At 64.7% G+C, this 23,147-nt stretch carries 22 protein-coding genes; 13 read left to right on the top strand and 9 right to left on the bottom strand.

Annotated elements, in window-relative coordinates:
* Positions 1-344 precede the first annotated feature (344 nt).
* The 7 genes from ACS5Q0_RS21790 to ACS5Q0_RS21760 all read right to left on the bottom strand — a co-directional run bounded on the left by ACS5Q0_RS21790 (position 345) and on the right by ACS5Q0_RS21760 (position 8,147).
* The gene (locus ACS5Q0_RS21790) at positions 345-1,601 is read right to left on the bottom strand and encodes a molybdopterin molybdotransferase MoeA (RefSeq protein WP_473128749.1); all 1,257 of its coding nucleotides are present in this window, start codon (positions 1,599-1,601) and stop codon (positions 345-347) included.
* Positions 1,602-1,712: 111 nt separating this feature from the next.
* Entirely contained in the window at positions 1,713-2,189 is a 477-nt protein-coding gene (moaC, locus tag ACS5Q0_RS21785; protein ID WP_473128748.1) for a cyclic pyranopterin monophosphate synthase MoaC, read from the bottom strand.
* Positions 2,186-2,986 carry an indole-3-glycerol phosphate synthase TrpC gene (gene trpC / locus ACS5Q0_RS21780; protein ID WP_473128747.1) on the bottom strand — a complete coding sequence of 267 codons (801 nt, stop codon included), beginning with the start codon at positions 2,984-2,986 and terminating at the stop codon, positions 2,186-2,188. The genes moaC and trpC overlap by 4 nt, the downstream gene beginning before the upstream one ends.
* 9 nt (positions 2,987-2,995) lie before the next feature.
* Positions 2,996-4,009: an anthranilate phosphoribosyltransferase gene (trpD, locus tag ACS5Q0_RS21775; RefSeq protein WP_473128746.1), complete on the bottom strand. Its 1,014-nt coding sequence runs from the start codon at positions 4,007-4,009 to the stop codon at positions 2,996-2,998.
* Between the two features lie 48 nt (positions 4,010-4,057).
* Entirely contained in the window at positions 4,058-4,675 is a 618-nt protein-coding gene (locus ACS5Q0_RS21770; protein ID WP_473128745.1) for an anthranilate synthase component II, read from the bottom strand.
* A gap of 61 nt (positions 4,676-4,736) precedes the next feature.
* On the bottom strand, positions 4,737-6,257 hold the full coding sequence (trpE, locus tag ACS5Q0_RS21765) for an anthranilate synthase component I (protein WP_473128744.1): 1,521 nt from the start codon (positions 6,255-6,257) through the stop codon (positions 4,737-4,739).
* Positions 6,258-6,260: 3 nt separating this feature from the next.
* Positions 6,261-8,147, bottom strand: coding sequence for a peptidyl-prolyl cis-trans isomerase (locus tag ACS5Q0_RS21760; protein WP_473128743.1), 1,887 nt, complete (start codon positions 8,145-8,147; stop codon positions 6,261-6,263).
* A gap of 146 nt (positions 8,148-8,293) precedes the next feature.
* On the opposite strand from ACS5Q0_RS21760, the gene tpiA reads away from it, so the two are divergent.
* The 7 genes from tpiA (at position 8,294) to ACS5Q0_RS21725 (ending at position 15,219) form a co-directional block, all read left to right on the top strand.
* Positions 8,294-9,061: a triose-phosphate isomerase gene (gene tpiA / locus ACS5Q0_RS21755; protein WP_473128742.1), complete on the top strand. Its 768-nt coding sequence runs from the start codon at positions 8,294-8,296 to the stop codon at positions 9,059-9,061.
* A 261-nt stretch (positions 9,062-9,322) separates the two neighbouring features.
* Entirely contained in the window at positions 9,323-9,739 is a 417-nt protein-coding gene (secG, locus tag ACS5Q0_RS21750) for a preprotein translocase subunit SecG (protein WP_473128741.1), read from the top strand.
* A 107-nt stretch (positions 9,740-9,846) separates the two neighbouring features.
* Positions 9,847-11,475, top strand: coding sequence for a CTP synthase (locus ACS5Q0_RS21745; RefSeq protein WP_473128740.1), 1,629 nt, complete (start codon positions 9,847-9,849; stop codon positions 11,473-11,475).
* A 115-nt stretch (positions 11,476-11,590) separates the two neighbouring features.
* Positions 11,591-12,457 carry a VOC family protein gene (locus tag ACS5Q0_RS21740; RefSeq protein WP_473128739.1) on the top strand — a complete coding sequence of 289 codons (867 nt, stop codon included), beginning with the start codon at positions 11,591-11,593 and terminating at the stop codon, positions 12,455-12,457.
* 51 nt (positions 12,458-12,508) lie between these two features.
* Positions 12,509-12,910 carry a DUF350 domain-containing protein gene (locus tag ACS5Q0_RS21735; RefSeq protein ID WP_134499622.1) on the top strand — a complete coding sequence of 134 codons (402 nt, stop codon included), beginning with the start codon at positions 12,509-12,511 and terminating at the stop codon, positions 12,908-12,910.
* Positions 12,911-12,971: 61 nt separating this feature from the next.
* Entirely contained in the window at positions 12,972-13,817 is an 846-nt protein-coding gene (gene kdsA, locus ACS5Q0_RS21730) for a 3-deoxy-8-phosphooctulonate synthase (protein WP_473128738.1), read from the top strand.
* A gap of 232 nt (positions 13,818-14,049) precedes the next feature.
* On the top strand, positions 14,050-15,219 hold the full coding sequence (locus ACS5Q0_RS21725) for an MFS transporter (RefSeq protein WP_473128737.1): 1,170 nt from the start codon (positions 14,050-14,052) through the stop codon (positions 15,217-15,219).
* Here the strand turns inward: ACS5Q0_RS21725 and queF are convergent.
* A complete protein-coding gene (gene queF, locus ACS5Q0_RS21720) occupies positions 15,204-15,659 on the bottom strand; it encodes a preQ(1) synthase (protein WP_473128754.1) in 456 nt (151 codons plus the stop codon). The genes ACS5Q0_RS21725 and queF overlap by 16 nt on opposite strands.
* A 139-nt stretch (positions 15,660-15,798) precedes the next feature.
* On the opposite strand from queF, the gene eno reads away from it, so the two are divergent.
* Complete coding sequence (gene eno, locus ACS5Q0_RS21715) at positions 15,799-17,082, top strand: phosphopyruvate hydratase (RefSeq protein ID WP_473128736.1); 1,284 nt, start codon at positions 15,799-15,801, stop codon at positions 17,080-17,082.
* 70 nt (positions 17,083-17,152) lie between these two features.
* Here eno and ACS5Q0_RS21710 read toward each other — a convergent pair whose 3' ends face one another.
* Positions 17,153-17,848: an SMI1/KNR4 family protein gene (locus tag ACS5Q0_RS21710; protein WP_473128735.1), complete on the bottom strand. Its 696-nt coding sequence runs from the start codon at positions 17,846-17,848 to the stop codon at positions 17,153-17,155.
* A 404-nt stretch (positions 17,849-18,252) separates the two neighbouring features.
* Between ACS5Q0_RS21710 and ACS5Q0_RS21705 the strand changes: the two genes are divergently transcribed.
* The 5 genes from ACS5Q0_RS21705 (at position 18,253) to ACS5Q0_RS21685 (ending at position 23,086) form a co-directional block, all read left to right on the top strand.
* A complete protein-coding gene (locus ACS5Q0_RS21705; protein ID WP_473128734.1) occupies positions 18,253-18,567 on the top strand; it encodes an FtsB family cell division protein in 315 nt (104 codons plus the stop codon).
* A gap of 172 nt (positions 18,568-18,739) precedes the next feature.
* Positions 18,740-19,801 carry a pyruvate dehydrogenase (acetyl-transferring) E1 component subunit alpha gene (gene pdhA / locus ACS5Q0_RS21700; RefSeq protein ID WP_473128733.1) on the top strand — a complete coding sequence of 354 codons (1,062 nt, stop codon included), beginning with the start codon at positions 18,740-18,742 and terminating at the stop codon, positions 19,799-19,801.
* Between the two features lie 96 nt (positions 19,802-19,897).
* The gene (locus ACS5Q0_RS21695) at positions 19,898-21,337 is read left to right on the top strand and encodes a pyruvate dehydrogenase complex E1 component subunit beta (protein ID WP_473128732.1); all 1,440 of its coding nucleotides are present in this window, start codon (positions 19,898-19,900) and stop codon (positions 21,335-21,337) included.
* 4 nt (positions 21,338-21,341) lie between these two features.
* Positions 21,342-21,638, top strand: a complete 297-nt coding sequence (locus ACS5Q0_RS21690; RefSeq protein WP_473128731.1) for a DUF5076 domain-containing protein — start codon at positions 21,342-21,344, stop codon at positions 21,636-21,638.
* A 23-nt stretch (positions 21,639-21,661) separates the two neighbouring features.
* The gene (locus ACS5Q0_RS21685; protein ID WP_473128730.1) at positions 21,662-23,086 is read left to right on the top strand and encodes a pyruvate dehydrogenase complex dihydrolipoamide acetyltransferase; all 1,425 of its coding nucleotides are present in this window, start codon (positions 21,662-21,664) and stop codon (positions 23,084-23,086) included.
* The last annotated feature ends 61 nt before the right edge of the window (positions 23,087-23,147 follow it).

The following is a 23,147-nucleotide window of genomic DNA, read 5'->3' as shown; positions in this document are numbered from 1 at the left end:
ATCGAACGCGAAAACCGTATCGGTTTCGCACCGAAAGAGGCTCGACAATCAGAAGCTGATAGCACCTGACATGGGGCAACTGCATCTTCTGATGCCTTGGAAGGTAAAGGCGCTGACACGGTCCAGCGAGTGGGACAGGGCAGGGCGCGACCGCGCGGCCGTCGTTACACCGGCATCGCGATCGTGAAGGATTCTCCTGCGCTGGGCCCAACCTCAAGCGCGGAAGCGCTCCGTTCCTCCCTGCGCGATCCGGTCGCCGGCTGTGGGCTTGCGCTCTGCGTTGACGCTCGTCTTTGAACCCCGCTCCCTGTCGCCCGGCTGCAAGCCGAAGCGGCTCGTTCCTTTCAGCAGAAGCGTTCCAGCCGGATGATCCGGCAAGGCTCGCCAGCCTGTGCGGGCGGTGCATGGGGCGGCCTGACGAGGAGGGTCTGCGAGCGTTCGAGAATGCTCAGCATGGATGAATCCTGCATCATGTGCGGCGTTGCCACCGGCAGAACCATGCGCCCCGGGCCTTGGGAAAGGGAAATCTCGAACTCCTCGCAGGCGAGCGACGCGCGCATGTAATCCTGGCGTGGGCCGTTGGCAGGCAGATCCGCGCCGAGGATCGCGTCCTCCGCTGGGTCCGCATCCGGCTGGGCATCGCCAAGCAGGGCGCGAACGGCCGGAATGAGGAAGAGGACGGTGCACACGAGGGTGGAGACCGGATTGCCGGGAAGCCCTAGCAGGAGCATGTCCCCGAGCTTGCCGTGCATCAGCGGCTTGCCGGGGCGCAGGGCCACGCGCCAGAAGCCGAGTTCCATGCCCTGGCGCTGCAGCGCCTTCTGAACGAGATCGTGCTCGCCCACGGAGGCGCCGCCGAGCGTCACGAGAATATCGGCGCCAGCATCGCGCGCAGCCTGGATCCGTTCTTCCAAGGATTCGAGCGTGTCGCGCGCGATGCCGAGGTCGATGGCCTCGGCTCCTGCCTTCTCCGCCATCAGCGCCGTCGCGGGTAGGCTCGATGCCGTGATCTGGTCGGGGCCCACCTGTTCACCGGCACGCACAAGCTCGTCGCCTGTCGCCAGAATGGCGACGCGGGGTTTCCTCCGCACGGGGAGGGTTCCATGCCCCATGGCGGCGGCCAGGGCGATATGGCGGGAATCGAGGCGAAGCCCGGCCTGCAGCAGCACGTCGCCCGCCGCGAAATCGAGGCCGGCTTTGCGGATATGCTGCCCCCGACGCGGGGCCTCCTTTACAATCACCCGATCGCCCGCGGCCTCGGTGTCCTCCTGGATTACAATTGTGTCCGCGCCATCGGGGAGGGGCGCGCCGGTGAAGATGCGCACGGCCTGGTGCGGCCCGACTGTCCCGGAAAATCGCTGCCCCGCCGCACTCGCGCCGATCACCTGAAATGTCGCGGGAACCTGCGCCGCATCGGCGCTGCGCAGGGCATAGCCGTCCATGGCCGAGGCAGGGAAGGGCGGCTGGTCGCGCCGAGCGCTCACGTCTTCCGCCAAGGCGCGGCCCGCGCAGGACGACAGCGGCACATGCTCGATGGAGACAGGTCGCTCCACGCTTGCCAGCACACGGGACAGGGCATCCTCGACCGAAATCAGGCTCATGGCGCCTCTCAAAGCATGATCCGGTGAAGGGAGAACCGGTTCACCGGTAGGATCACGCGACCAAGAAAAGACATACGAGGGGAACGCATTCTGATCAAACAGCCTCGTCGATTATGGCGCCTCGAACACTCCGGAGCGTCCGCCGCTCTTCATGCGAAGCCGCACGTTCTCGATGCGCATGCCTTTGTCGGCGGCTTTAACCATGTCGTAGATCGTGAGGCACGCAACCGAGACGGCGGTGAGCGCTTCCATCTCTACGCCGGTCTGACCCGACACCTTCACCTCCGCCGTCACGCGCACGCCGGGAAGCGCGTCGTCCAAGGTGCAATCCACCTTCACTTTGGAGATGAGGAGCGGATGGCAGAGAGGGACCAGTTCGTGGGTGCGCTTCGAGGCCATGATGCCCGCAAGCCGCGCGGTGCCGAGCACGTCGCCCTTCTTGGCGTCTCCTTGGCGGATCAGCGCGAGGGTTTCCGGCTGCATCACCACGCATCCCTCCGCGATGGCGGTGCGGCTGGTCACGTCCTTCTCGGACACGTCCACCATGTTGGCTTCGCCGCTCGCATCCAGGTGCGTGAGCTTCGTCATGCCGCCTCGCCGAACAGGAGACGTTTCGTGGCCGCCGCGACATCCGCCTGGCGCATCAGGCTCTCGCCTACCAGGAACGTGCGGATATTCACCTTCGTGAGGCGCTCGATGTCCTCGATCGTGAAGATCCCGCTCTCGCCGACGATGATGCGGTCGGACGGGATGAGCGGGGCCAAGGCCTCGCTCACGGTGAGCGACACCTCGAAGGTGCGCAGATTGCGGTTGTTGATGCCGATCAGCTTCGTGCCGAGCGGGATCGCGCGTTCCAGCTCGGCACGGTCGTGCACTTCGACCAGCACGTCCATGCCGAGTTCATGTGCGGTGTCGATCAGCGCGCGCGCCTCCGCGTCCGAGACGCTCGCCATGATGACGAGGATGCAATCTGCCCCCCAGGCGCGGGCCTCGTAGACCTGATAGGGCTCGAAAAGAAAATCCTTGCGCAGCGCCGGAAGCCCGGAGGCCTCGCGCGCCTGGCTCAGATATTCGGGTCTGCCCTGGAACGAGGGCTCGTCGGTCAGAACAGAGAGGCAGGTCGCACCGCCCTCCGCATAAGCCCTGGCGAGGCTCGGCGGGTCGAAATCCGCGCGGATGAGTCCCTTGGAGGGGCTCGCCTTCTTGACCTCGGCGATCAGCGCGGGGCGTCCTTGAGAGAGATGCCGCTCGATAGCCTTCGCGAAGCCGCGCGGAGGCGCGGCTTGCAGCGCTCGACGCTTCATCTCCTCCATGGAAACGGCCGCCTTCGCGGCTGCGATCTCCTGGCGCTTATAGGCTTCTATCCTGCTCAGAACATCGGTCATTGCGACGCCTCATGCATTCGAGACTTTGACGAGGCGCTCGAGCGTGCCCTTGGAGGCGCCGCTGTCGAGAGCCTGCGAGGCGCGCTCCAGCCCCTCGCGCAGGTTCGCTGCCGCGTCGGCGATCACGAGAGCCGCGGCGGCATTGAGCAGCGCCACGTCGCGATAGGCGTTGCGCGCACCGTCGAGCACGGCGCGCAGAGCCTTCGCGTTGTGTTCGGGGTCGCCCCCCTTCAAGTCTTCCAGCTTCGCAGTCGGCAGCCCCACTTCATCGGGCGTCACGGTGAAGCGGCGGATGGCGCCGTTTTCGAGCGCAGCGACGAAGGTCGGGCCGGTGGTGGTCATTTCGTCGAGACCGTCGGAGCCGTGCACGGTCCACACGCGCCGGGAGCCGAGCTCTTTCAGAACCTGGGTGAGGGGCTCGAGCCAGGCCTCCGAAAAGACGCCGAGAAGCTGGTTCTTGGCGCCGGCCGGATTGGCGAGAGGCCCGAGCAGATTGAAGATCGTGCGCGTGCCGAGCTCCACGCGGACGGGAGCCACGTGACGCATCGCAGCATGGTGCGTCTGGGCGAACATGAAGCACAGGCCTGCCTCGTTCACGCAGCGCTCCAGTTCTGTCGGGGTGAGTCCGAGCTTTACGCCGAGCGAGGAGAGTACGTCCGCCGTGCCGGATTTCGACGACGCGGCTCGGTTTCCGTGCTTCGCGACAGGAACGCCGCAGGACGCGACGATGATCGAAGCAAGCGTCGAAATGTTGTAACTTCCGGAATGGTCGCCGCCCGTGCCGACGATGTCGATGGCATTGTCCGGCGCTTTCACCGGCAGCATGCGGCCGCGCATGGCGGTGACCGCGCCGACGATCTCGTCGAGGGACTCGCCGCGAACCCGCAGCGCCATCAGGAAGGCCCCGCCCTGCGCCGGCGTCACCTCGCCGGACAGCAGGTCGTCAAATGCCCATCGCGCCTCGTCCCGGGTCAGAGCAGCGCCGGTTGCGACTTTAGCGAGATAGGATTTGAAGGATTCCATCGGTTCATTGCCTTGGGGTTGAGCGGCGGGTCAAGCCGGACTTGGGGTTCAAGCAGGACTTGCGCCGGTCCGGCGCTGCTTGGCATTCCAGGCAGCCGCCAGGTCGAAGAAATTGCGCATGATCGTCACCCCGTGCTCGGACAGGATGCTCTCGGGGTGAAACTGCACGCCATGGATGGGAAGCGAGCGGTGTGACAGGCCCATGACGAGGCCGTCGGCCGTTTCGGCCGTGACCGAAAGCTCCTCCGGGCATGTCTCTCGGTCCACGATCAACGAATGATAGCGGGTCGCCTTGAAGGGGCCGTTGATGCCTCGGAAGACCGCTTCCCCACGATGCTCCACCTCCGAGACCTTGCCGTGCATGGGAAGGGGGGCGCGGGACACCGTTCCGCCGAACACCTGGCCGATGGTCTGAAGACCGAGGCAGACTCCGAAGGTCGGGATCTCGGGTGAGGCCCGCTTCACGACATCAAGGCATATGCCGGCTTCGTTCGGCGTGCAGGGCCCGGGCGACAGAACGATGGCGTCAGGTTGCGAGGCCAGCACCTCGTCGGTGGTGATGGCGTCGTTGCGCACCACCTCCACGGAGGTTGCGAGAGGGCCGAGCAGATGCACCAGATTCCAGGTGAAGCTGTCGTAATTGTCGATCACGAGAACGCGGGTCATGGCGCACCGACGTTCGCGTATGCGGCGGGCCCGGTCAAGGGAAGCATTGCCGCTACGATGGTCATTGGCCGATCCTCGCCTGGCTGGCGAACCGCACGGCCTCTTCCGCCGCCCGGAACAGGGCCTTCGCCTTGTTGATGCATTCCTGCTGCTCGGAGGCCGGATCGGAATCGTAGACGATGCCGGCGCCGGCCTGGACGGCCATGCGCCCGTCCTTCACCACGGCTGTGCGCAGCACGATGCAGGTATCCATTTCGCCATTGGCGCCGAAATAGCCGATGCAGCCGGCGTAGGGCCCGCGCTTGTCCTTTTCCAACTCGTCGATGATCTGCATGGCGCGCACCTTCGGCGCGCCCGAGACTGTGCCCGCCGGGAAGCCCGCCACGAGGGCGTCGAGGGCGTCGAACGAGGGATCGAGGCGGCCTTCCACGTTCGAGACGATGTGCATGACCTGGCTGTAATATTCGAGGAAGAAAGAATCCGTGACCTGCACGGTCCCCATTTCCGCCACGCGGCCCACATCGTTGCGGCCGAGGTCGAGCAGCATGAGATGCTCGGCGCGCTCCTTCTGGTCGGCGAGCAGGCTCTCCGCATGGGCCCGATCCTCGGCGGCGGTCTTGCCGCGCGGGCGCGTGCCGGCGATCGGCCTGATCGTGACCTTGCCGTCGCGCATCCGTACCAGGATTTCAGGCGAGGAGCAGACGATCTGGAAATCCTCGAAGTCGAGATAGCAGAGGAAGGGAGCAGGATTGACCCGGCGCAGGGACCGGTAGAGCGCGAAAGCGGGCAGGGGGAACGCCGCCTCGAAGCGCTGCGACAGCACCACCTGGAAGATGTCGCCCGCGCGGATGTATTCCTTCGCCCTGGCGACCATGGCCTCGAACTCGTCCGGCGTCGTATTCGAAACCGGCGGGTCGAAGTGGATGGCGGCCGGATCGCTGCGATCCTCCATGGGGAGCGGCTGCTCGAGGGCGTGCGTCACAGCGTCGAGCCGGGACAGGGCGGCCTCGTACGCGGCTTTCGCCGAAACGCCGGGTTGCGGGCGCACAGGCGTGATGAGGGAAATCTCGTCCTTCACCGCGTCGAATACCACCATCACCGTGGGGCGGACGAGGATGGCGTCCGGCACTTGCAGAACATCTGCGCTGGGCTCGGGGAGGCGCTCCATCTGGCGCACCATGTCGTAGCCCAGGTAGCCGAAGAGACCTGCCGCCATGGGCGGAAGATCGTCGGAGAGCGGCAGGGCGCTTTCCTTGATGAGCGCGCGGAGGCTGTCCAGGGCAGGGCGCTCGTCGGTGACGAACTGCCTGTCGCGGGCGAGCGCATTCCGGTCGATGGAGGCCACGCCGTCCTGGCATCGCCACATGAGATCCGGATCGAGACCGATCATCGAGAAGCGGCCGCGGGTGGCGCCGCCCTCGACGGATTCCAGCAGAAAGGCGGAGCCTTTCCGGTGGTGCCGCAGCTTGATGAAGGCTGCGACAGGGGTCAGCAGGTCGCCGACGAGGGTGGCGCGCAGGACACCCGCCTCGCCATCCCCGTAGGCCTGCGCAAAGGTCTCGAAATCGGGCGCGATGCTCATGGCTCAGAGTTCGCCGCTGCCGGTCGCCTGCTGCAAGGCGCGCGAGTTGACGGTGACGCCGAGATCCTGGCGGGCCTGGGCGATGTACTGATTGATCAGATCGTCGCTCATGCCGTTTCGCAGCTGGTTTTCGACATTCTGCGCTTCCTGGGTCGTGGTGACCATGGGCGGCACGGTGGCTGCCGTGACCTTGAAGACGACGCGTGCATCGGACCCGTTCGCCGTGTTGCCCACCTTGCCGACGGGAGTCGCGAAGATGCGGTTCACGGCATCAGCCGAGAGGTCGTCCTTGGCGGCGTTGCGGGCGAGATCGGCGGCGGATTTCACGTCTGCGCTCGCGTCCTGGGCCACGGCCTCGATGGCCTCGCCCTTGTCGAGACGTTCGGTGAGCTGAGTGGCCTTCTCGGCGAGCCGCTGGCTGACCTGGTCCTCGCGCCACTGCGCGGCAACCTGGTCGCGCACCTCGTCGAGGGTCTTCTCGCGGGAGGGTTCGATCCCCGTCACGTCGTACCAGACGTAGCCGGAGGCGACGCGCAGGGGTTCGTTGTCGACCCCGATATCCGAGGCGAAGGCCGCCTTGGCGAGGGCGTCGCGGTCGGGCGCGTTCACCAGTTTCCCGGCCTTGTCGAGGCCTTGGGCGTCCATGGCGGGGACCTGGACGAGGGTCAGGCCCTTCTCCTTGGCGATGTCGGCGAGCGGCTTGGCGCCGGCGCGGAGGTCCTCGATCTCGTCGTGGATCCGCTCGATCTGGTCCTGGGCGCGCTCGCGGGCGATTTCACCGCGAATGTCGGATGCGACCTCCTCGAAGGGACGGACGGATTCGGGCTGGATCTGGGTCACGCGCAGGATCACCGGACCGAAGCGGCCCTGGACGGGGTCGCTCACGCCACCCTCAGGAAGGCTGAAAGCAGCATCGGCCACGGCGGGATCGAGCATTTCGGCTTTCGAGAAAGTGCCGAGTTCGAGACCCGAGGCGGAAACCCCGCGCTCGGCGGCGACGGTGGCGAAGTCCGTCCCTTCCTTGATCTTGGCGGAGGCCGCCTGCGCGTCGTCCATGGAGGTGAAGGGAATCTGCTGGATCGTGCGGCGTTCCGGCTGACCGTACTTCGCCTTCTGCTGGTCGTAATACTGGCGCGCGTCGGCATCCGAGACGTCGTTGGGCTTGGCGATCGCGGCCGCGTCGAGGGCCATGGCGTTGACGGCCCGGTATTCCGGGGCGCGGTAGCCGGCCTTGTGCTCCTCGTAGAAGCTTTTGAGCTGCTCGTCGGTGGGGGCCGGGATGTCACCCGCCATCCCGGCGTTCAGCACGAAATAGGACGCGGTGCGCCGCTCGGCGGCGAAGCGGTGCAGGGCCTCCTTCGCCGCTGCCGGAACGGTCACGTCCCCGGCCAGGGCTTCGGCCAGCTGGGCGCGGGCCATGGAGGCGCGCTGCTCCTGAATGAATCCGGGCTCCGAGAGTCCGGCATTGCGCAGCGCCTGATCGAACAGGGCGCGGTTGAACTGGCCGTCGGGTCCCTTGAAGGCGGGATTCTCCATGATGGAACGGGCAACAATCTCGTCCGAGACGGACAGGCCCAGACGCTTCGCCTCCTCGGCCATGACGGCCTCGGTGACGAGCGAGTTGAGCACCTGCTGGTCGAGGCCGAACAGGCGGGCCTGCTCGGGGCTGATCACGGTGCGGAACTGACGGCTCAGCTGCTGAAGCTGGTTCGTATAGGCGTTGCGCACCTGATTGACCGTGATGGGGGTCTTGCCCACCTCGGCGACCGTCGATTCAGGTCTCGTGCGGAAGATGTCGCCAATGCCCCAGACCGCGAAGCTGATGATCAGCCCGACGAAAAAGACGGTGGCGATGATTTTGCCGACCAGGGTCTGCCCAGCCTTGCGCATGTTCCGAAGCATCGTGAACCCGTTCTCAAAAAACTCGTTTAGAAGGCCGATAGCCCATCAAAGGCCCGGGGAAAAGGGCAAGTCGGTTGAAAGAAGCCTTAAGGCTCTGCTACTGCCAAGTTATCAAGCGTGACAGGAGTTCTGGAATGAGCGTCGATAGACCGCGCCCGTTGGTGGCGGGAAATTGGAAGATGAACGGTCTCAAGGCCTCCCACGAGGTCTTGGGCGAGGTTCAGGTCGGCTTTACCCCAGGCCTGAAGGCCAAGGTCGAGCTTGTCGTCTGCCCCCCGGCAACCCTCGTGCACAGCTTCGCCGTCGCCTGCGTCGGCTCCCGCGTCGCCGTCGGCGGCCAGGATTGCCACGCCAAGGAATCAGGCGCCTTCACCGGCGATCTTTCGGCTGAGATGCTGGCCGATGCCGGCGCAACCTATGTGATCGTCGGCCATTCCGAGCGCCGGCAGTACCACCGCGAGAAGGATGCCGACGTCTGCGCCAAGGCCGTCGCGGCCCATCGGGCGGGCCTGACCGCCATCGTCTGCGTGGGCGAGACCCGCGAGGAACGCGAGGCGGGCAAGGCGCTTAGCGTCGTCCGCAAGCAGCTTCGCGGGTCGATCCCCGTCGATTCCAACAGCCACAACCTCGTGGTGGCCTACGAGCCCGTCTGGGCCATCGGAACGGGCCTGACCCCGACCGCCGCCGACGTGGCCGAGGTGCACGCCGTCATCCGCGAGGAGCTCAAGCGCCTGGTGGGCAAGGCGGATCACGGCCGGGTGAGGATTCTCTACGGCGGCTCCGTGAAGCCTTCGAATGCGGCCGAGCTGATGGCCGTCGAGAACGTCAATGGCGCTCTGGTGGGCGGGGCAAGCCTCGTGGCGGCCGATTTCCTTGCCATTGCAGGCGCCTACCTGGGATAGGCACAGCCTGACCCTCTCTAACCCGTCATGGCCGGGCTTGATCCGGCCATCCCCGTTTTGGGAAAGCTCCAGGCCCATAAGACGGGTATCTCCGGGTCGAGCCAGGGGATGACGACAGGGGATAAAGGAGGGCGCTTCAACAACAAAAGCGCCCTTGCGGGTCTTTGATCCTGCGCCCACCTGTGTTACAGGCCGCCGCAACGAACGGATTGCGAGCGGCTGACGCATTTTCAAGCGCAGCCGCTTGAGGTTTTTGGAACGATGCAAACAGTTCTCATTATTGTCCACCTGATCATCGTGCTCGCCCTGATCGGCGTGGTTCTCCTGCAGCGCTCCGAGGGCGGCGGCATGGGGCTCGGCGGTGGCGGCGGCGGCGGTGTATCCGGTTTCATGACCGGTCGCGGCCAGGCCAATGCGCTGACCCGCGCCACTGCGATTCTCGCCGGTCTGTTCTTCGTGACGAGCATTGCGCTGACCGTCATGGCGACGACGGGTCGCGGGCCGCGTTCCATTCTGGACGGGGCCGCCCCGACGGCTCCCGCCGGTCAGCCTGCTCCCGCGGCGCCGCAGGGCGGCAGCGTGCTCGAGCAGTTGCAACGTCTCCAGGGCGAACAGCCGGCGAACCCGGCTCCAGCGCCCAATGCTCCGGCGCCGGCGCCCGCAGCGCCTCAGCAGTAAGCCAAGCAGCAGGGCCGGAACTCCGGCCCTCTTCTTTTGTGGATGGTCTCGGAGTGGCACGATTCGCGCATTGCGAATCGGCGCTCCTTATTAATGGATAGGGGTCCATGACGCGGTACGTATTTATCACCGGCGGCGTGGTGTCTTCGCTCGGCAAGGGTCTGGCTTCGGCCGCCCTGGGAGCGCTTCTCCAAGCACGCGGCTACAAGGTCAGGCTTCGCAAGCTCGACCCATATCTCAACGTCGATCCGGGAACGATGAGCCCGTATCAGCACGGCGAGGTCTTCGTGACCGACGACGGTGCCGAGACCGACCTGGACCTGGGCCACTACGAGCGCTTCACCGGCGTTCCGGCGTCCAAGGCCGACAACATCACCACGGGCCGGATCTATCTCGACATCATCACCAAGGAGCGGCGCGGCGATTATCTCGGCGCCACGATTCAGGTGATCCCGCATGTCACCAACGCCATCAAGGACTTCGTGCTCACGGGGAACGAGGGCTTCGACTTCGTGCTCGTCGAAATCGGCGGCACGGTCGGCGACATCGAGGGCCTGCCGTTCTTCGAGGCGATCCGCCAGCTCGGCAACGATCTGGAGCGCGGGCAGGCGATCTACGTCCACCTGACCCTGCTGCCGTTCATCCCCTCGGCGGGTGAGCTGAAGACCAAGCCGACGCAGCACTCGGTCGCGGAGCTGCGCTCCATCGGCATCCAGCCCGACATCCTGCTCTGCCGCACGGACCGCGAGATTCCGAAGGACGAGCGCCGCAAGCTCGCGCTCTTCTGCAACGTGCGCGAGACGGCGGTGATCGAGGCGCGCGACGCCCGCTCGATCTACGACGTGCCGCTCGCCTATCACGAGGCGGGCCTCGACGGGGAAGTGCTGGCCGCTTTCGGGCTGGACAGCTCCAAGAGCCCCGATCTGAGCCGCTGGACCAAGATCTCCGAGCGCGTCCATAACCCCGAAGGCGAGGTGAACATCGCCGTCGTCGGCAAGTACACGGGCCTCAAGGACGCCTACAAGTCGCTCATCGAGTCGCTGCATCACGGCGGCATCGCCAACCAGGTGAAGGTGAACCTGCACTGGATCGAGAGCGAGATCTTCGAAAACGAGGACCCGGCCCCGTTCCTGGAGGGTATTCACGGCATCATGGTGCCGGGCGGCTTCGGCCAGCGCGGCGCGGAAGGCAAGATCCGGGCGGCCCGCTTCGCCCGCGAGCGCAAGGTGCCGTATTTCGGCATCTGCTTCGGCATGCAGATGGCGGTGATCGAGGCCGCCCGCTCCCTGGCCGGAATCAAGGATGCCAATTCGACCGAGTTCGGCCCGACGCCGGAGCCAGTGGTCGGCATTCTGACCGAATGGCTGCGCGGCAACGAGCTCGAGAAGCGCGCCGCAGGCGGCGATCTCGGCGGCACCATGCGCCTGGGTGCCTATCAGGCGAAGCTCGCGCCCGGCAGCAAGGTGGCCGAGATCTACGGTGGCACGGAAATCTCCGAGCGCCATCGCCACCGCTACGAGGTCAACATGTCCTATCGCGAGCGCCTGGAGGCCAAGGGCCTGCGCTTCTCCGGCGTGTCTCCCGACGGCGTTCTGCCCGAGATCGTGGAATACGAGGACCATCCCTGGTTCATCGGCGTCCAGTACCATCCTGAGCTGAAGTCGCGCCCCTTCGAGCCGCACCCGCTCTTCAAGAGCTTCATCCACGCGGCCGTGGAGCAGAGCAGGTTGGTTTGACATCCCCTCAGTGGCGCCGGCGGGTCATTCCCGCCGGCGCTTTCGTTTTGCGCTCCTATTGCAAGAGTGAACACTGCCCTAGGTTTTAAGCATCGAAGGACAGGAACTGAGCTTGATGACCCGCCGGATCGACCACCTCGTCATTGCCGTTCACGACCTCGACAAGGCCGCTGACCTCTATCGGCGTCTCGGCTTCCAGGTCGGCGCGCGCAACCGGCATGCATGGGGCACGGAGAACCGGATCGTTCAGTTTCCCGGCACCTTCCTCGAACTGATCACGGTGGGCGAGGGGGCTCAGATCCCGCCGCATGAGCAGGGGCGCTTCAGCTTCGGGGCCTTCGTTCAGGGTTATCTGAAAGACCGCGAGGGCCTCGCCATGCTGGTGCTCGACAGCCGGGACGCCGAGGCGGACGCGGCGGCTTTCGCACAGAAGGGGATCGGCTCCTTCGAGCCGTTCCATTTCGAGCGCACGGGCAAGAAGCCTGACGGGACCGAGACGAAGGTGGCCTTCTCGCTGGCTTTCGCGGCGGACAAGTCTGCGCCGAAGGCCGGCTTCTTCGTGTGTCAGCAGCATTTCCCGGAGAATTTCTGGAATCCGGCGTTCCAGGTCCACGAGAATGGAGCCACGGGTCTCGCGACGGTCGCCCTGGCTGCGCCGGACCCGGACCGTTGCAAGAGGTTCCTGACGGATTTCACGGGCGTCACCCCGACGAGCCCGGCCTTGCACGATCTGTCGTTCCGTCTCGCAGATTCCCATCTCGACGTGATGACGCCGGATGATGCTGCGGAAAGCTACGTGTCCGTCGAGGTGGAGATGGGCCAGCCCTGCTTCGTGGCCTTCACCGTCCGGGTGGAGGACATTCTCGTCCAGTCCAAGCGCCTGGACGCCGCAGAGGTCCCCTATCAGCACGTGGGCAGCCGGCTCGTCGTGCCCGCCAGCGCCGCCTTCGGCGTCGCCATCGCCTTCGAGGCAACACAATAAATTAACCATGTCCCCTTAACGATCATGAAAAATGAATCGTAGGGGCTGATTGTGACTTCCACTCTGGCGGGTTTGTTCGACTTCCTGGTCTTCTTCGTCATCGCCGTCGCGCTCGTGGCGCTGTATCTCGGCATCTATACCCTGGCGACGATGCATAACGAGTTCGCCCTGATCCGGCAGAACGTGATCTCGGCCTCGACGGCTCTCGGGTTCAGCCTCGTCGGCTTCGCCCTGCCGCTGGGCAGCGCCATCGTCCACGCCCAGGGCATCGTCGATCTGCTCGTTTGGGGCCTCGTAGCCCTCGCGGTCCAGATCGTCGTCTACTGGCTGGTCCGGATCGTAATGCCGAATCTCTCTCAGCGGATCGCCGGGGGCGAGATGGCCGCTGCCCTGTTCCTCGGCGCCTCCTCCCTGTCCGCGGGCATTATCAACGCGGCTTCGATGACGTTCTGAAGTTTGCAGACGGAACATGCCCGCTTCCCGTCCGGCGTGAAACGGAGTAGGTGACGGGATCATGACCGATACCAAACAGACACACGCTATCGTCGAAGCCGGTTCCGTCCGCTTCGGCAATCATCTGCCGCTCAGCATCATTGCCGGGCCCTGCGCCATGGAGAGCCGCGATCACGCGCTCGAGATGGCGGCGGCCCTCAAGGAAATCACGGGCAAGCTCGGCCTTGGACTCGTCTACAAGTCGTCCTTCGACAAGGCGAACCGCACCTCGATTTCGAGCGCCCGCGGGATCGGTCTCGACAAGGCGCTCTCCATCTTCGCCGAGGTGAAGGAGAAGCTCGGCCTTCCCGTCATCACGGACGTGCACGAGAACGACCAATGCGCCCCGGTGGGCGAAGTGGTCGATATCCTCCAGATCCCCGCCTTCCTGTGCCGCCAGACGGATCTTCTGGTCGCCGCGGCCCGGACAGGCAGAGTGGTGAACGTGAAGAAGGGCCAGTTCCTGGCCCCCTGGGACATGGCGAATGTCGCCGAGAAGGTGAGGGCGGCCGGAAATCCGAAGGTCATGCTCACCGAGCGCGGCGCCTCGTTCGGCTACAACACCCTCGTCTCCGACATGCGCTCCCTGCCGATCATGGCCGAGACCGGCGCGCCGGTGATCTTCGACGCCACCCATTCGGTGCAGCAGCCCGGCGGCAAGGGCGCGACCTCCGGCGGGCAGCGGGAATTCGTGCCGGTTCTGGCCCGTGCGGCGGTAGCCGTGGGCGTGGCGGGCGTCTTCATCGAGACGCATCGGGATCCGGACAAAGCCCCCTCGGACGGTCCCAACATGGTGCCCCTGAAGGAGCTCGAGGGTCTGCTCGCCCAGCTGAAGGCCTTCGACGCGCTGGCCAAGGGAAGGTCTTAACAGACTTCTTAATACGATCCTCCACCACGTCATCACCGGCCTTGGGCCGGTGATCTCGGCACGAGAGGCGTAGCGCCTCTCGAAACCGAGACGGCTGGGACGAGCCTGGCCATGACAACCGGGGGCTCATGACGAACGGGAGGGGCAGGTTTGCATTCCTGTGCCTCCTCTAAGGGCAGGGCCGTGATATGGAGCAAAGCTCTCCTCTCACGGCCTTCTTCCTCAGAGCGTCATGTCCTCGCGCAACCTCATCCTGATCCTGGCCGTCAGCGGCTTCGCCAGCACCTTCTCCGCCCGCGCGGTCGAGCCCATGGTCGGGGTGATCGCCCGCGATCTGAACTCGCCGGCGCAGACCATTGCGCTTCTCTCGGCCGCCTTCGCGCTGCCCTATGCCTTCATCCAGCCGGTCCTCGGGCCCATCGGCGATGCGCTCGGCAAGGAGCGCGTGATGAAGGTGGCCCTGTCGCTTCTCTTCCTCGCGCTCGCGGGATCGTACTTCGCGCCCGACGCCGCGACGCTGTTCGGGCTCCGGATCGTTGCAGGCACGGCAGCGGGTGGGGCCGTGCCGCTCTCCATCGCGCTCATCGGCGACCGGGTGGAGATGGCGCAGCGCCAGGTGGCGCTCAGCCGCTATCTGGTGGCCGTCATCGTCGGCCAGCTCGCGGGCTCGTCGCTCGCGGGGCTCCTGGCGGAATGGATCGGCTGGCGCGGAGTGTTTGGCCTGTCCACCCTCATGATGGCCTGCGCCCTGGCCGCGACGATGGTCGGCTTTCGAGGGGCCGTGGGCGGTGGCAGGTTCGATCCGCGCATGGCGATCCTGCGCTATCGGGACATCCTGTCCAATCCCCGCGCGCTGTTTCTCTTCGGCTCCGTCTTCATCGAGGCCATCGCGCTCTTCGGCATCGTCCCTTACATCGCTCCCCTGCTCGAAGAGCGGGGCGGAGGCGGGGCGGCGCAGGCGGGCTTTGCCATTGGAGGCTTTGCCATCGGCGGCCTCGTCTATTCCGCCCTCGTGACGTGGATGCTCAAGAATCTCGGGATCGGCCGGATCCTCCTCGGCGGAGGCCTGTGTGCGGCGGCGGCGCTCGTGGCCCTGGGCTTCGCAGGAGACTGGAAATTCAATTTCGCCGCCCTGCTGCTCATGGGCCTCGGCTTCTACATGCTCCACAACACCTTCCAGGTCCAGGTGACGGAGGTCGCGCCGCAGGCACGCGCTTCGGCGGTCGCGCTCCATGCGTTCTCGTTCTTCTGCGGGCAGGCGCTCGGCGTCGTGCTGATGGGTTTCGGCCTGCGCCATGTCGGGCTGGCCGCCTCGACCGCGACGGCCGCTCTGATCATCCTGGGCGTCGGCCTGACCGCCTCGATGGTGCTGAGGCGGCCGGCTCCTCAGCGGGCGCGGTAGGGCGCGACGCCCTGGTCGGGCAGCCAGAGGTTCTTAGGGATCTCGCCCGTCTGCCAGAACACGTCGATCGGGATGCCGCCGCGCGGGTACCAATAACCGCCGATCCGCAGGAAGCGAGGCTCCAGCAATCCCGCGAGGCGCTTGCCGATCGCCACCGTGCAATCCTCGTGGAAGGCGCCGTGGTTGCGGAAGCTGTGCATATAGAGCTTGAGCGACTTCGACTCGACGAGCCAGGGACCCGGCACGTAATCGATCACGAGAATCGCGAAGTCGGGCTGACCCGTCACGGGGCACAGAGACGTGAATTCCGGCACCGTGAACCGGGCGAGATAATCCGTATCGGGGTGCGGGTTCGGCACCCGGTCGAGCGTCGCCTCCTCGGGGGACAGGGGCGTTGCGGTCGTTTGACCGAGCTGGAGATGGGTTTCCGTCATCGTAATTCACCTTGGATCGAGACGTCATGGGGTGCTCTCGTCCTTGCCCGCTTCGGCGTTTCGGTCAATAAGCCTTTTCATGACGCGAGGCCGCACCCGTCGTTACGGGCACGTCGGCCGCCCTTCAGCCCCAGGAGTCTGCTTTATGACTGCGATCATCGACGTTTTCGCCCGCCAGATCCTCGACAGCCGTGGCAATCCCACGGTCGAAGTGGATGTCACCCTCGAAGACGGCTCCATGGGCCGTGCGGCCGTTCCCTCCGGCGCATCGACGGGCGCTCATGAGGCGGTCGAGCTTCGCGACGGCGACAAGTCCAAGTATCTCGGCAAGGGCGTGCTGAAGGCCGTCGACGCCGTGAACAACGAGATCCTTGACGCCATCGGCGGAATGGACGCCGAGGAGCAGGTCGCCATCGATGAGACCATGATCGAGCTCGACGGTACGCCGAACAAGAGCCGCCTGGGCGCCAACGCCATCCTGGGCGTTTCCCTCGCCGTGGCGAAGGCGGCCGCCGAGGCCTCGACCCTGCCGCTCTACCGCTATGTGGGTGGAACGCAGGCCCGGATCCTGCCCGTGCCGATGATGAACATCATCAACGGCGGCGCGCATGCGGACAATCCCATCGACTTCCAGGAGTTCATGGTTATGCCGGTCGGCGCGCCGACCCTGGCGGAAGCGGTGCGCATGGGCGCCGAGGTGTTCCACACCCTCAAGAAGGCCCTGAAGGATGCCGGCCACAACACGAATGTGGGCGACGAGGGCGGCTTCGCCCCGAACCTGCCCTCCGCCGAGGCCGCGCTCGACTTCATCATGAAGTCCATCGAGCAGGCGGGCTACAAGCCGGGCCAGGACATGGTGATCGGCCTCGATTGCGCCGCCACCGAATTCTTCAAGGACGGCGCCTACCGCTATGAGGGCACTGGCCAGACGCTCTCGCCGCAGCAGCAGGCCGAGTATCTGGCGAAGCTCGTCGGGGCTTATCCCATCGCCACGATCGAGGACGGCATGTCCGAGGACGATTGGGAGGGCTGGAAGGCGGTGACCGACCTGATCGGTTCCAAGTGCCAGCTCGTGGGCGACGATCTCTTCGTCACCAACGTGAACCGTCTCTCGCAGGGCATCAAGCAGGGCGTCGCCAACTCGCTCCTGGTGAAGGTGAACCAGATCGGCTCGCTCACCGAGACGCTCAACGCCGTCGACATGGCCCAGCGCGCCGGCTACACCGCCGTCATGTCGCATCGCTCGGGCGAAACGGAAGACTCCACGATCGCCGATCTCGCAGTCGCCACGAATTGCGGGCAGATCAAGACCGGCTCGCTCGCCCGCTCCGACCGGCTGGCGAAGTACAACCAGCTTATCCGCATCGAGGAGGAGCTAGGCTCTCAGGCCAAGTATGCTGGCCGTGCGGCGCTGAAGGCGCTGGCGTAAGGATAGTACTGAGCTTCTGCCTCAGCCGATTCTTACTGAGCCTTTTCTCGGCTGAGAGTTTAGAGTTGTATCATCGGTTGGAGCCTTTGCTCCAACCGAATGCTCTTTCTAGGAATGCAGAGATTTTTGACTGCTTAACCTCAAGGCCGAATAGAAGCTCGGATCCATATCGCTTCAACTCTGCATCTGCTGCGCCCCGCCCCCAGGCAAACCCATTGCCAAGCTGATTTCGTAAATCATGAATGTTGTAATTGCTCGGCAATGTCTGCGCAAAAGCGACAATCATTGGATCGTCAGACCGCAACGCTTCAGCAACCGGAAGGCCGGCAACTCTCCGGCGCCAGATCTCTGCCGCCACATCACGCGTTTGTTCTACGAGGTCAGGATTAGTGGCTGCCTGTTCAGTGAAAGCTCTGATCGTGGCGAACTGAAGAATGATGACAGGTGGGTCATGAGCGATATGAAAAATGGCGCCCCACTCACCGGATTCCTTTACGTCGGCATACCAGAAATCCCCTTCGCCATCGTGGGCTAGCAGATAGCAGCCGTAAGGGAAGATGCTCTGGAACTCATTCAAGAACTCCGTAAATTGGACTTCGAACACGCCTGAACGGGTAACAATGCTGAAGCCAGACGTATCAAGCAGAAGATCCTTCAGCCATTGAGGGATTTCGTGACCTGATGCCTGCTGCAATTGTTCGACTTGCTCTGAGCTAAGTCCTGGCTTGAGTGCTAGATCCGGGTGCTTAGAAACAAGGTCCTTCAAGGTTCTCACCTACCCCTACAGGCAAACATTTTGCTATATCGTTATACGGTCCTAAGCTTAAGGCAAGCAGGCTGTTGGGTTCTCCTGTTTGGCAGCTTTGATGTGGTCTGCAGCCGGTAATCTCTTAGCCCTCAGGCAAGCCGAAGCCTAAAAGGCCATGTTGCGGTGGCGCCGATAGTGTTGGGGTAATGAAATAACTGCATCCCGGTTGAGCAAGCGCTACCGCTAGGCGCCTACTTTTCTTAAAAGGCTGGCTTCCTGCTTCGCGACGTCATAGCAGCCCCGACCGAAAGGCTCGGTTTCTAAAATTGTCAGGATTATAAGCAAAAAGGCAGGGGTGGCAGCGAGGAGGGTGGCTCTATCTCTAAACGCCTCTTTAACCATGTCCGGTCTAGAAATGCCCCATGGTGATCCGCAGACGATTGAGACGCTTTTTGATTCCGCTGGTGCTCTACAGCATCTCAGCGGTTGTCGCGGCATACTTCGTTCATCACGCCCACAGCGGCGCGCGCGGAATCGAGGCTCAGCAGAAATACGAGGCCCAGATGGCCGAGCTGAACGAGGAGCTCGCCGGGCTCAAGGATGAGCGGACGCACTGGGAGCGCCGCATCGCCTTGCTCCGCAGCGATCAGATCGACCGCGACCTTCTCGAGGAGCGGGCGCGCGTAATGTTAGGACGTGTCCATAAGAACGATCTCGTCGTCATCACCGGCCCTTAACTGATACTAGCCCGAAAGAATGAATTAACTGAATTTCTGTTAATCTAAAATTCGAGAGCTATCTCAAAGCGTTGCGCGATTCATTGTGCGGCGCAAAACGTCGTTTGGGGCTCTCGATTTCCGTTTTCGGCTGCGCTACAACTTTCGTCGAGGAAACCCTTCGGAGGAACCGATGGCTGTTGCTGCCCGCAAGGCGGGCCGTGCCGGTGCAGGCGCGGCTAACAAGTCCACTTCCAGCAAAGGCTCTGTGCGCGGAGCTGCCCCCAATACCCCACAATTCGACAAGGATCAGGATCTCGCAGCCTATAACGACATGCTGCTGATCCGCCGCTTCGAGGAGAAGTCCGGCCAGATGTACGGCATGGGCCTCATCGGCGGTTTCTGCCACCTCTATATCGGCCAGGAGGCCGTGGTCGTCGGCATGCAGATGGCGACGAAGGAGGGCGATCAGGTGATCACCGGTTATCGTGATCACGGGCACATGCTCGCCTGCGGCATGGACGCGAAGGGCGTCATGGCCGAGTTGACCGGACGCCGCGGCGGCCTGTCCAAAGGCAAGGGCGGCTCCATGCACATGTTCTCCAAGGAGAAGCATTTCTATGGAGGCCACGGCATCGTCGGCGCGCAGGTGTCGCTGGGCACCGGCATCGCCTTCGCCAATCATTACCGTGAGAACGGCAATGTCTGCCTGACCTATTTCGGCGACGGCGCCGCCAACCAGGGACAGGTCTACGAGAGCTTCAACATGGCGCAGCTCTGGAAGCTGCCCGTGGTCTACGTGATCGAGAACAATCGCTACGCCATGGGCACAGCCGTGAACCGCGCCTCCGCGCAGACCGACTTCTCGAAGCGCGGCGTGTCTTTCGGCATCCCGGGCGAGCAGGTGGACGGCATGGACGTGCGCGCGGTCTACGCCGCCGGCCAGCGTGCCGTCGAGCATGCCCGCTCCGGCAAGGGACCGTATATTCTCGAAATGCAGACCTACCGCTATCGCGGCCACTCCATGTCCGATCCGGCGAAATACCGCACGAAGGACGAGGTGACCCGCATGCGCGAGGAGCACGATCCCATCGAGCAGGTGCGCCGCCGCCTCCTGGAGAGCTGGAAGCTGTCGGAAGACGAGCTGAAGGCGCTCGACAGCAAGGTGCGCGAGATCGTCAACGAGGCGGCCGAGTTCGCCACGCACGATCCGGAGCCCGATCCGTCCGAGCTCTACACTGATATCCTTCTCTGAGCTGGTCCTGAAGACTAGGCTCAACTGACTCATGGCGGCGCGCTAAGAGCGCCGCTCCGAAACTTTCGCCGCAGCGACAATCAACACGAGTCTTTCATGGCGACCGATATTCTCATGCCCGCCCTCTCGCCCACCATGGAGCAGGGCAAACTGGCCAAATGGCTGAAAAAAGAAGGCGACAAGGTCAAGCCCGGCGACGTGCTGGCCGAGATCGAGACCGACAAGGCGACCATGGAGGTCGAGGCGATCGACGAGGGCGTCCTCGCCAAGATCCTGGTGTCCGACGGGACCGACAACGTGGCCGTGAACACCCCCATCGCCATTCTCGCAGGCGAGGGCGAGGATGTTTCCTCCGTCTCCGCGAACGAGCCCTCGGCACCGGCGCCCGCCGCGCAGCCCGCTCCGGTTCCGGACATGCAGGCCGAGGGCCTGGCCGACCGTCCGGCGCCGGCGCAGCGTCCGCAGCAGACGGATCTCTCGGCGCCCGCCGCTCCGTCGACCATCACGAGCCGCACGGGCTATGACGCTTTCGCCGAAATTCCGGAAGGCACCGAGATGGTCACCATGACCGTCCGCGAGGCGCTCCGCGATGCCATGGCCGAAGAGATGCGCAAGGACGGAAACGTCTTCGTCATGGGCGAAGAGGTGGCCGAGTACCAGGGCGCCTACAAGGTCACGCAGGGCCTGCTCCAGGAATTCGGCGCCAAGCGCGTGATCGACACGCCCATCACCGAGCACGGCTTCGCCGGCGTGGGTGTCGGCGCCGCCTTCACGGGCCTGCGTCCCATCGTCGAGTTCATGACCTTCAACTTCGCCATGCAGGCGATCGACCAGATCATCAACTCGGCGGCCAAGACCCTCTACATGTCCGGCGGCCAGCTCGGCGCGCCCATCGTGTTCCGCGGTCCGAACGGCGCGGCCGCCCGCGTGGCGGCGCAGCACAGCCAGGACTTCTCGGCGTGGTATTCCGCCATTCCGGGTCTCAAGGTCGTCGCGCCCTACACCGCCTCCGACGCGAAGGGCCTGCTCAAGAGCGCGATCCGTGATCCGAACCCGGTGATCTTCCTGGAGAACGAGATTCTCTACGGACAATCCTTCCCGGTTCCGAAGCTCGACGACTTCACGCTTCCCATCGGCAAGGCGCGGATCCATCGCGAGGGCAAGGACGTCACCATCGTCTCCTTCTCCATGGGTATGACCTATGCGCTGAAGGCGGCGCAGGAGCTGGAGAAGGAAGGCATCGACGCCGAGGTGGTCGACCTGCGGACGATCCGTCCCATGGATACGGAAACCATCGTCGCCTCGGTCATGAAGACCGGCCGCTGCGTCACGGTGGAGGAAGGCTTCCCGCAATCGGGCGTCGGCGCGGAGATCGCCGCGCGCATCATGGAGAACGCGTTCGACTATCTCGACGCGCCCGTGATCCGCGTGACCGGCAAGGACGTGCCCATGCCGTACGCAGCGAACCTCGAAAAGTTGGCGCTCCCGTCCGTGGCCGAGGTGGTCCAGGCGGTGAAGGCCGTCTGCTACAGGTGAGACCATGAAAGAGCGGAAATTCGAAGCTCTCAACGTGCCGCCTGATGCGCTCGAAAAGGGCGGCGTCGAGATCCTGAGGGCTTCGGTGGTCGACGGGGCGGTCAGCATCGCGCTGCGCCGCGCCTTCGACGATCCGTTCACCTGGGGCGTGCTCCTGGTGGATCTCGCCCGTCACGCCGCGCGCGTCTACGCCATGGAAACCGACTTCTCGGAAGAAGAGGCCCTGGCGGAGATCGTAGCAGGCATTCAAGCCGAGCTGGACAACCCCACCGATCCCGGCTCGTCGCAAGCCGTCAACTGATTCAAGATCAGGATCCAAACGCCATGCCCATCAATATCCTGATGCCCGCTCTCTCTCCCACCATGGAAAAGGGCAACCTTGCCAAGTGGCTGAAGAAGGAAGGGGACACGGTGAAGTCCGGCGACGTGATCGCCGAGATCGAGACCGACAAGGCCACCATGGAAGTGGAGGCGGTGGACGAAGGCGTCCTCGCCAAGATCGTCGTGCCGGAAGGCACGGCCGACGTCCCCGTCAATCAGGTGATCGCCCTGATCGCCGGGGAAGGCGAGGACCCGAAGAGCATCACTGCGCCGGCCGGTGGCGCTCCGGCGCCCGCGAAGGTTGAAGCGCCACCCGCACAGGCTCCGGCCGCTCCCGCCACGGCTCCTGCGCCGCAGGCCAATGCCATTCCCGGCGATCAGTCGGCTCACATGGAATACGCCCGCGTCGACCAGGCTCCCGCCGGTCCCGCGCAGAGCGCGAAGCCGAACGGGGCAGGGCAGCAGGCCGGCGGCAACCGCATCTTCGCCTCGCCGCTCGCCAAGCGCATCGCCCGCGAGGCCGGCATCGACATCGCGTCGGTCCAGGGCTCCGGCCCGCATGGCCGCATCGTCGAGAAGGACGTTCGCGCGGCCCTTCAGGGCGGCGGCACGAAGCCCACCGCGGCTCCGGCGGCGCCTGGCGCTCCGGCTGCGAAGCCCGCGCAGCCTCCTGTGCTCGCGCCGAGCATGGGGGCCGATCAGGTCAAGGCCATGTTCGAGGCCGGCACCTACGAGGAAGTGCCGCTCGACGGCATGCGCAAGACCATCGCCAAGCGCCTCGTGGAATCGAAGCAGACCGTTCCGCACTTCTACCTGTCGCTGGATTGCGAGCTCGACGCGCTCATGGCGCTGCGCGAGCAGATCAATGCGGCTGCGGGCAAGGACAAGGACGGCAAGCCCGCCTACAAGCTCTCGGTGAACGACTTCGTCATCAAGGCGCTCGCCATCGCGCTCCAGCGCGTGCCGAACGCCAATGCCGTGTGGGCCGAGGACCGCATCCTGAAGATGAAGCATTCGGATGTCGGCGTCGCCGTCGCCATCGAGGGCGGCCTGTTCACGCCCGTAGTGCGCAAGGCTGAAGCCAAGACGCTCACCGCGATTTCCGCCGAGGTGAAGGATATGGCGGGCCGCGCCCGCAACCGCCGCCTGAAGCCGGAGGAGTATACCGGCGGTTCGACGGCGGTGTCGAATCTCGGCATGTACGGCATCAAGGACTTTCAGGCCGTCATCAACCCGCCGCACGGCACGATTCTCGCCGTCGGCGCGGGCGAGCAGCGGGTCGTGGTGAAGAACGGCGCTCCCGCCGTCGTGCAGGCCATGACCGTGACGCTCTCCTGCGATCACCGCGTAGTCGACGGCGCGCTCGGCGCGGAACTGCTCGCGGCCTTCAAGCAGCTCATCGAGAACCCGATGGGGATGCTGGTTTAGCACCGAACGTCATGGCCGGCCTCGTGCCGGCCATTCACGCCTTCCTTCAATGAGACCCGGC

It is taken from the genome of Microvirga sp. HS2, assembly GCF_055792805.1.
The sequence above is the reverse complement of the archived record's forward strand: the minus strand, read 5'-3'. Positions and strand labels throughout refer to the sequence as shown.

What these genes read in the sequence shown, in the direction of transcription:
- ACS5Q0_RS21790 (WP_473128749.1), bottom strand. Translation starts at nt 1,601, where the DNA reads ATGAGCCTGATTTCGGTCGAGGATGCCCTGTCCCGTGTGCTGGCAAGC.
- moaC (WP_473128748.1), bottom strand. Translation starts at nt 2,189, where the DNA reads ATGACGAAGCTCACGCACCTGGATGCGAGCGGCGAAGCCAACATGGTG.
- trpC (WP_473128747.1), bottom strand. Translation starts at nt 2,986, where the DNA reads ATGACCGATGTTCTGAGCAGGATAGAAGCCTATAAGCGCCAGGAGATC.
- trpD (WP_473128746.1), bottom strand. Translation starts at nt 4,009, where the DNA reads ATGGAATCCTTCAAATCCTATCTCGCTAAAGTCGCAACCGGCGCTGCT.
- ACS5Q0_RS21770 (WP_473128745.1), bottom strand. Translation starts at nt 4,675, where the DNA reads ATGACCCGCGTTCTCGTGATCGACAATTACGACAGCTTCACCTGGAAT.
- trpE (WP_473128744.1), bottom strand. Translation starts at nt 6,257, where the DNA reads ATGAGCATCGCGCCCGATTTCGAGACCTTTGCGCAGGCCTACGGGGAT.
- ACS5Q0_RS21760 (WP_473128743.1), bottom strand. Translation starts at nt 8,147, where the DNA reads ATGCGCAAGGCTGGGCAGACCCTGGTCGGCAAAATCATCGCCACCGTC.
- tpiA (WP_473128742.1), top strand. Translation starts at nt 8,294, where the DNA reads ATGAGCGTCGATAGACCGCGCCCGTTGGTGGCGGGAAATTGGAAGATG.
- secG (WP_473128741.1), top strand. Translation starts at nt 9,323, where the DNA reads ATGCAAACAGTTCTCATTATTGTCCACCTGATCATCGTGCTCGCCCTG.
- ACS5Q0_RS21745 (WP_473128740.1), top strand. Translation starts at nt 9,847, where the DNA reads ATGACGCGGTACGTATTTATCACCGGCGGCGTGGTGTCTTCGCTCGGC.
- ACS5Q0_RS21740 (WP_473128739.1), top strand. Translation starts at nt 11,591, where the DNA reads ATGACCCGCCGGATCGACCACCTCGTCATTGCCGTTCACGACCTCGAC.
- kdsA (WP_473128738.1), top strand. Translation starts at nt 12,972, where the DNA reads ATGACCGATACCAAACAGACACACGCTATCGTCGAAGCCGGTTCCGTC.
- ACS5Q0_RS21725 (WP_473128737.1), top strand. Translation starts at nt 14,050, where the DNA reads ATGTCCTCGCGCAACCTCATCCTGATCCTGGCCGTCAGCGGCTTCGCC.
- eno (WP_473128736.1), top strand. Translation starts at nt 15,799, where the DNA reads ATGACTGCGATCATCGACGTTTTCGCCCGCCAGATCCTCGACAGCCGT.
- ACS5Q0_RS21705 (WP_473128734.1), top strand. Translation starts at nt 18,253, where the DNA reads ATGGTGATCCGCAGACGATTGAGACGCTTTTTGATTCCGCTGGTGCTC.
- pdhA (WP_473128733.1), top strand. Translation starts at nt 18,740, where the DNA reads ATGGCTGTTGCTGCCCGCAAGGCGGGCCGTGCCGGTGCAGGCGCGGCT.
- ACS5Q0_RS21695 (WP_473128732.1), top strand. Translation starts at nt 19,898, where the DNA reads ATGGCGACCGATATTCTCATGCCCGCCCTCTCGCCCACCATGGAGCAG.
- ACS5Q0_RS21690 (WP_473128731.1), top strand. Translation starts at nt 21,342, where the DNA reads ATGAAAGAGCGGAAATTCGAAGCTCTCAACGTGCCGCCTGATGCGCTC.
- ACS5Q0_RS21685 (WP_473128730.1), top strand. Translation starts at nt 21,662, where the DNA reads ATGCCCATCAATATCCTGATGCCCGCTCTCTCTCCCACCATGGAAAAG.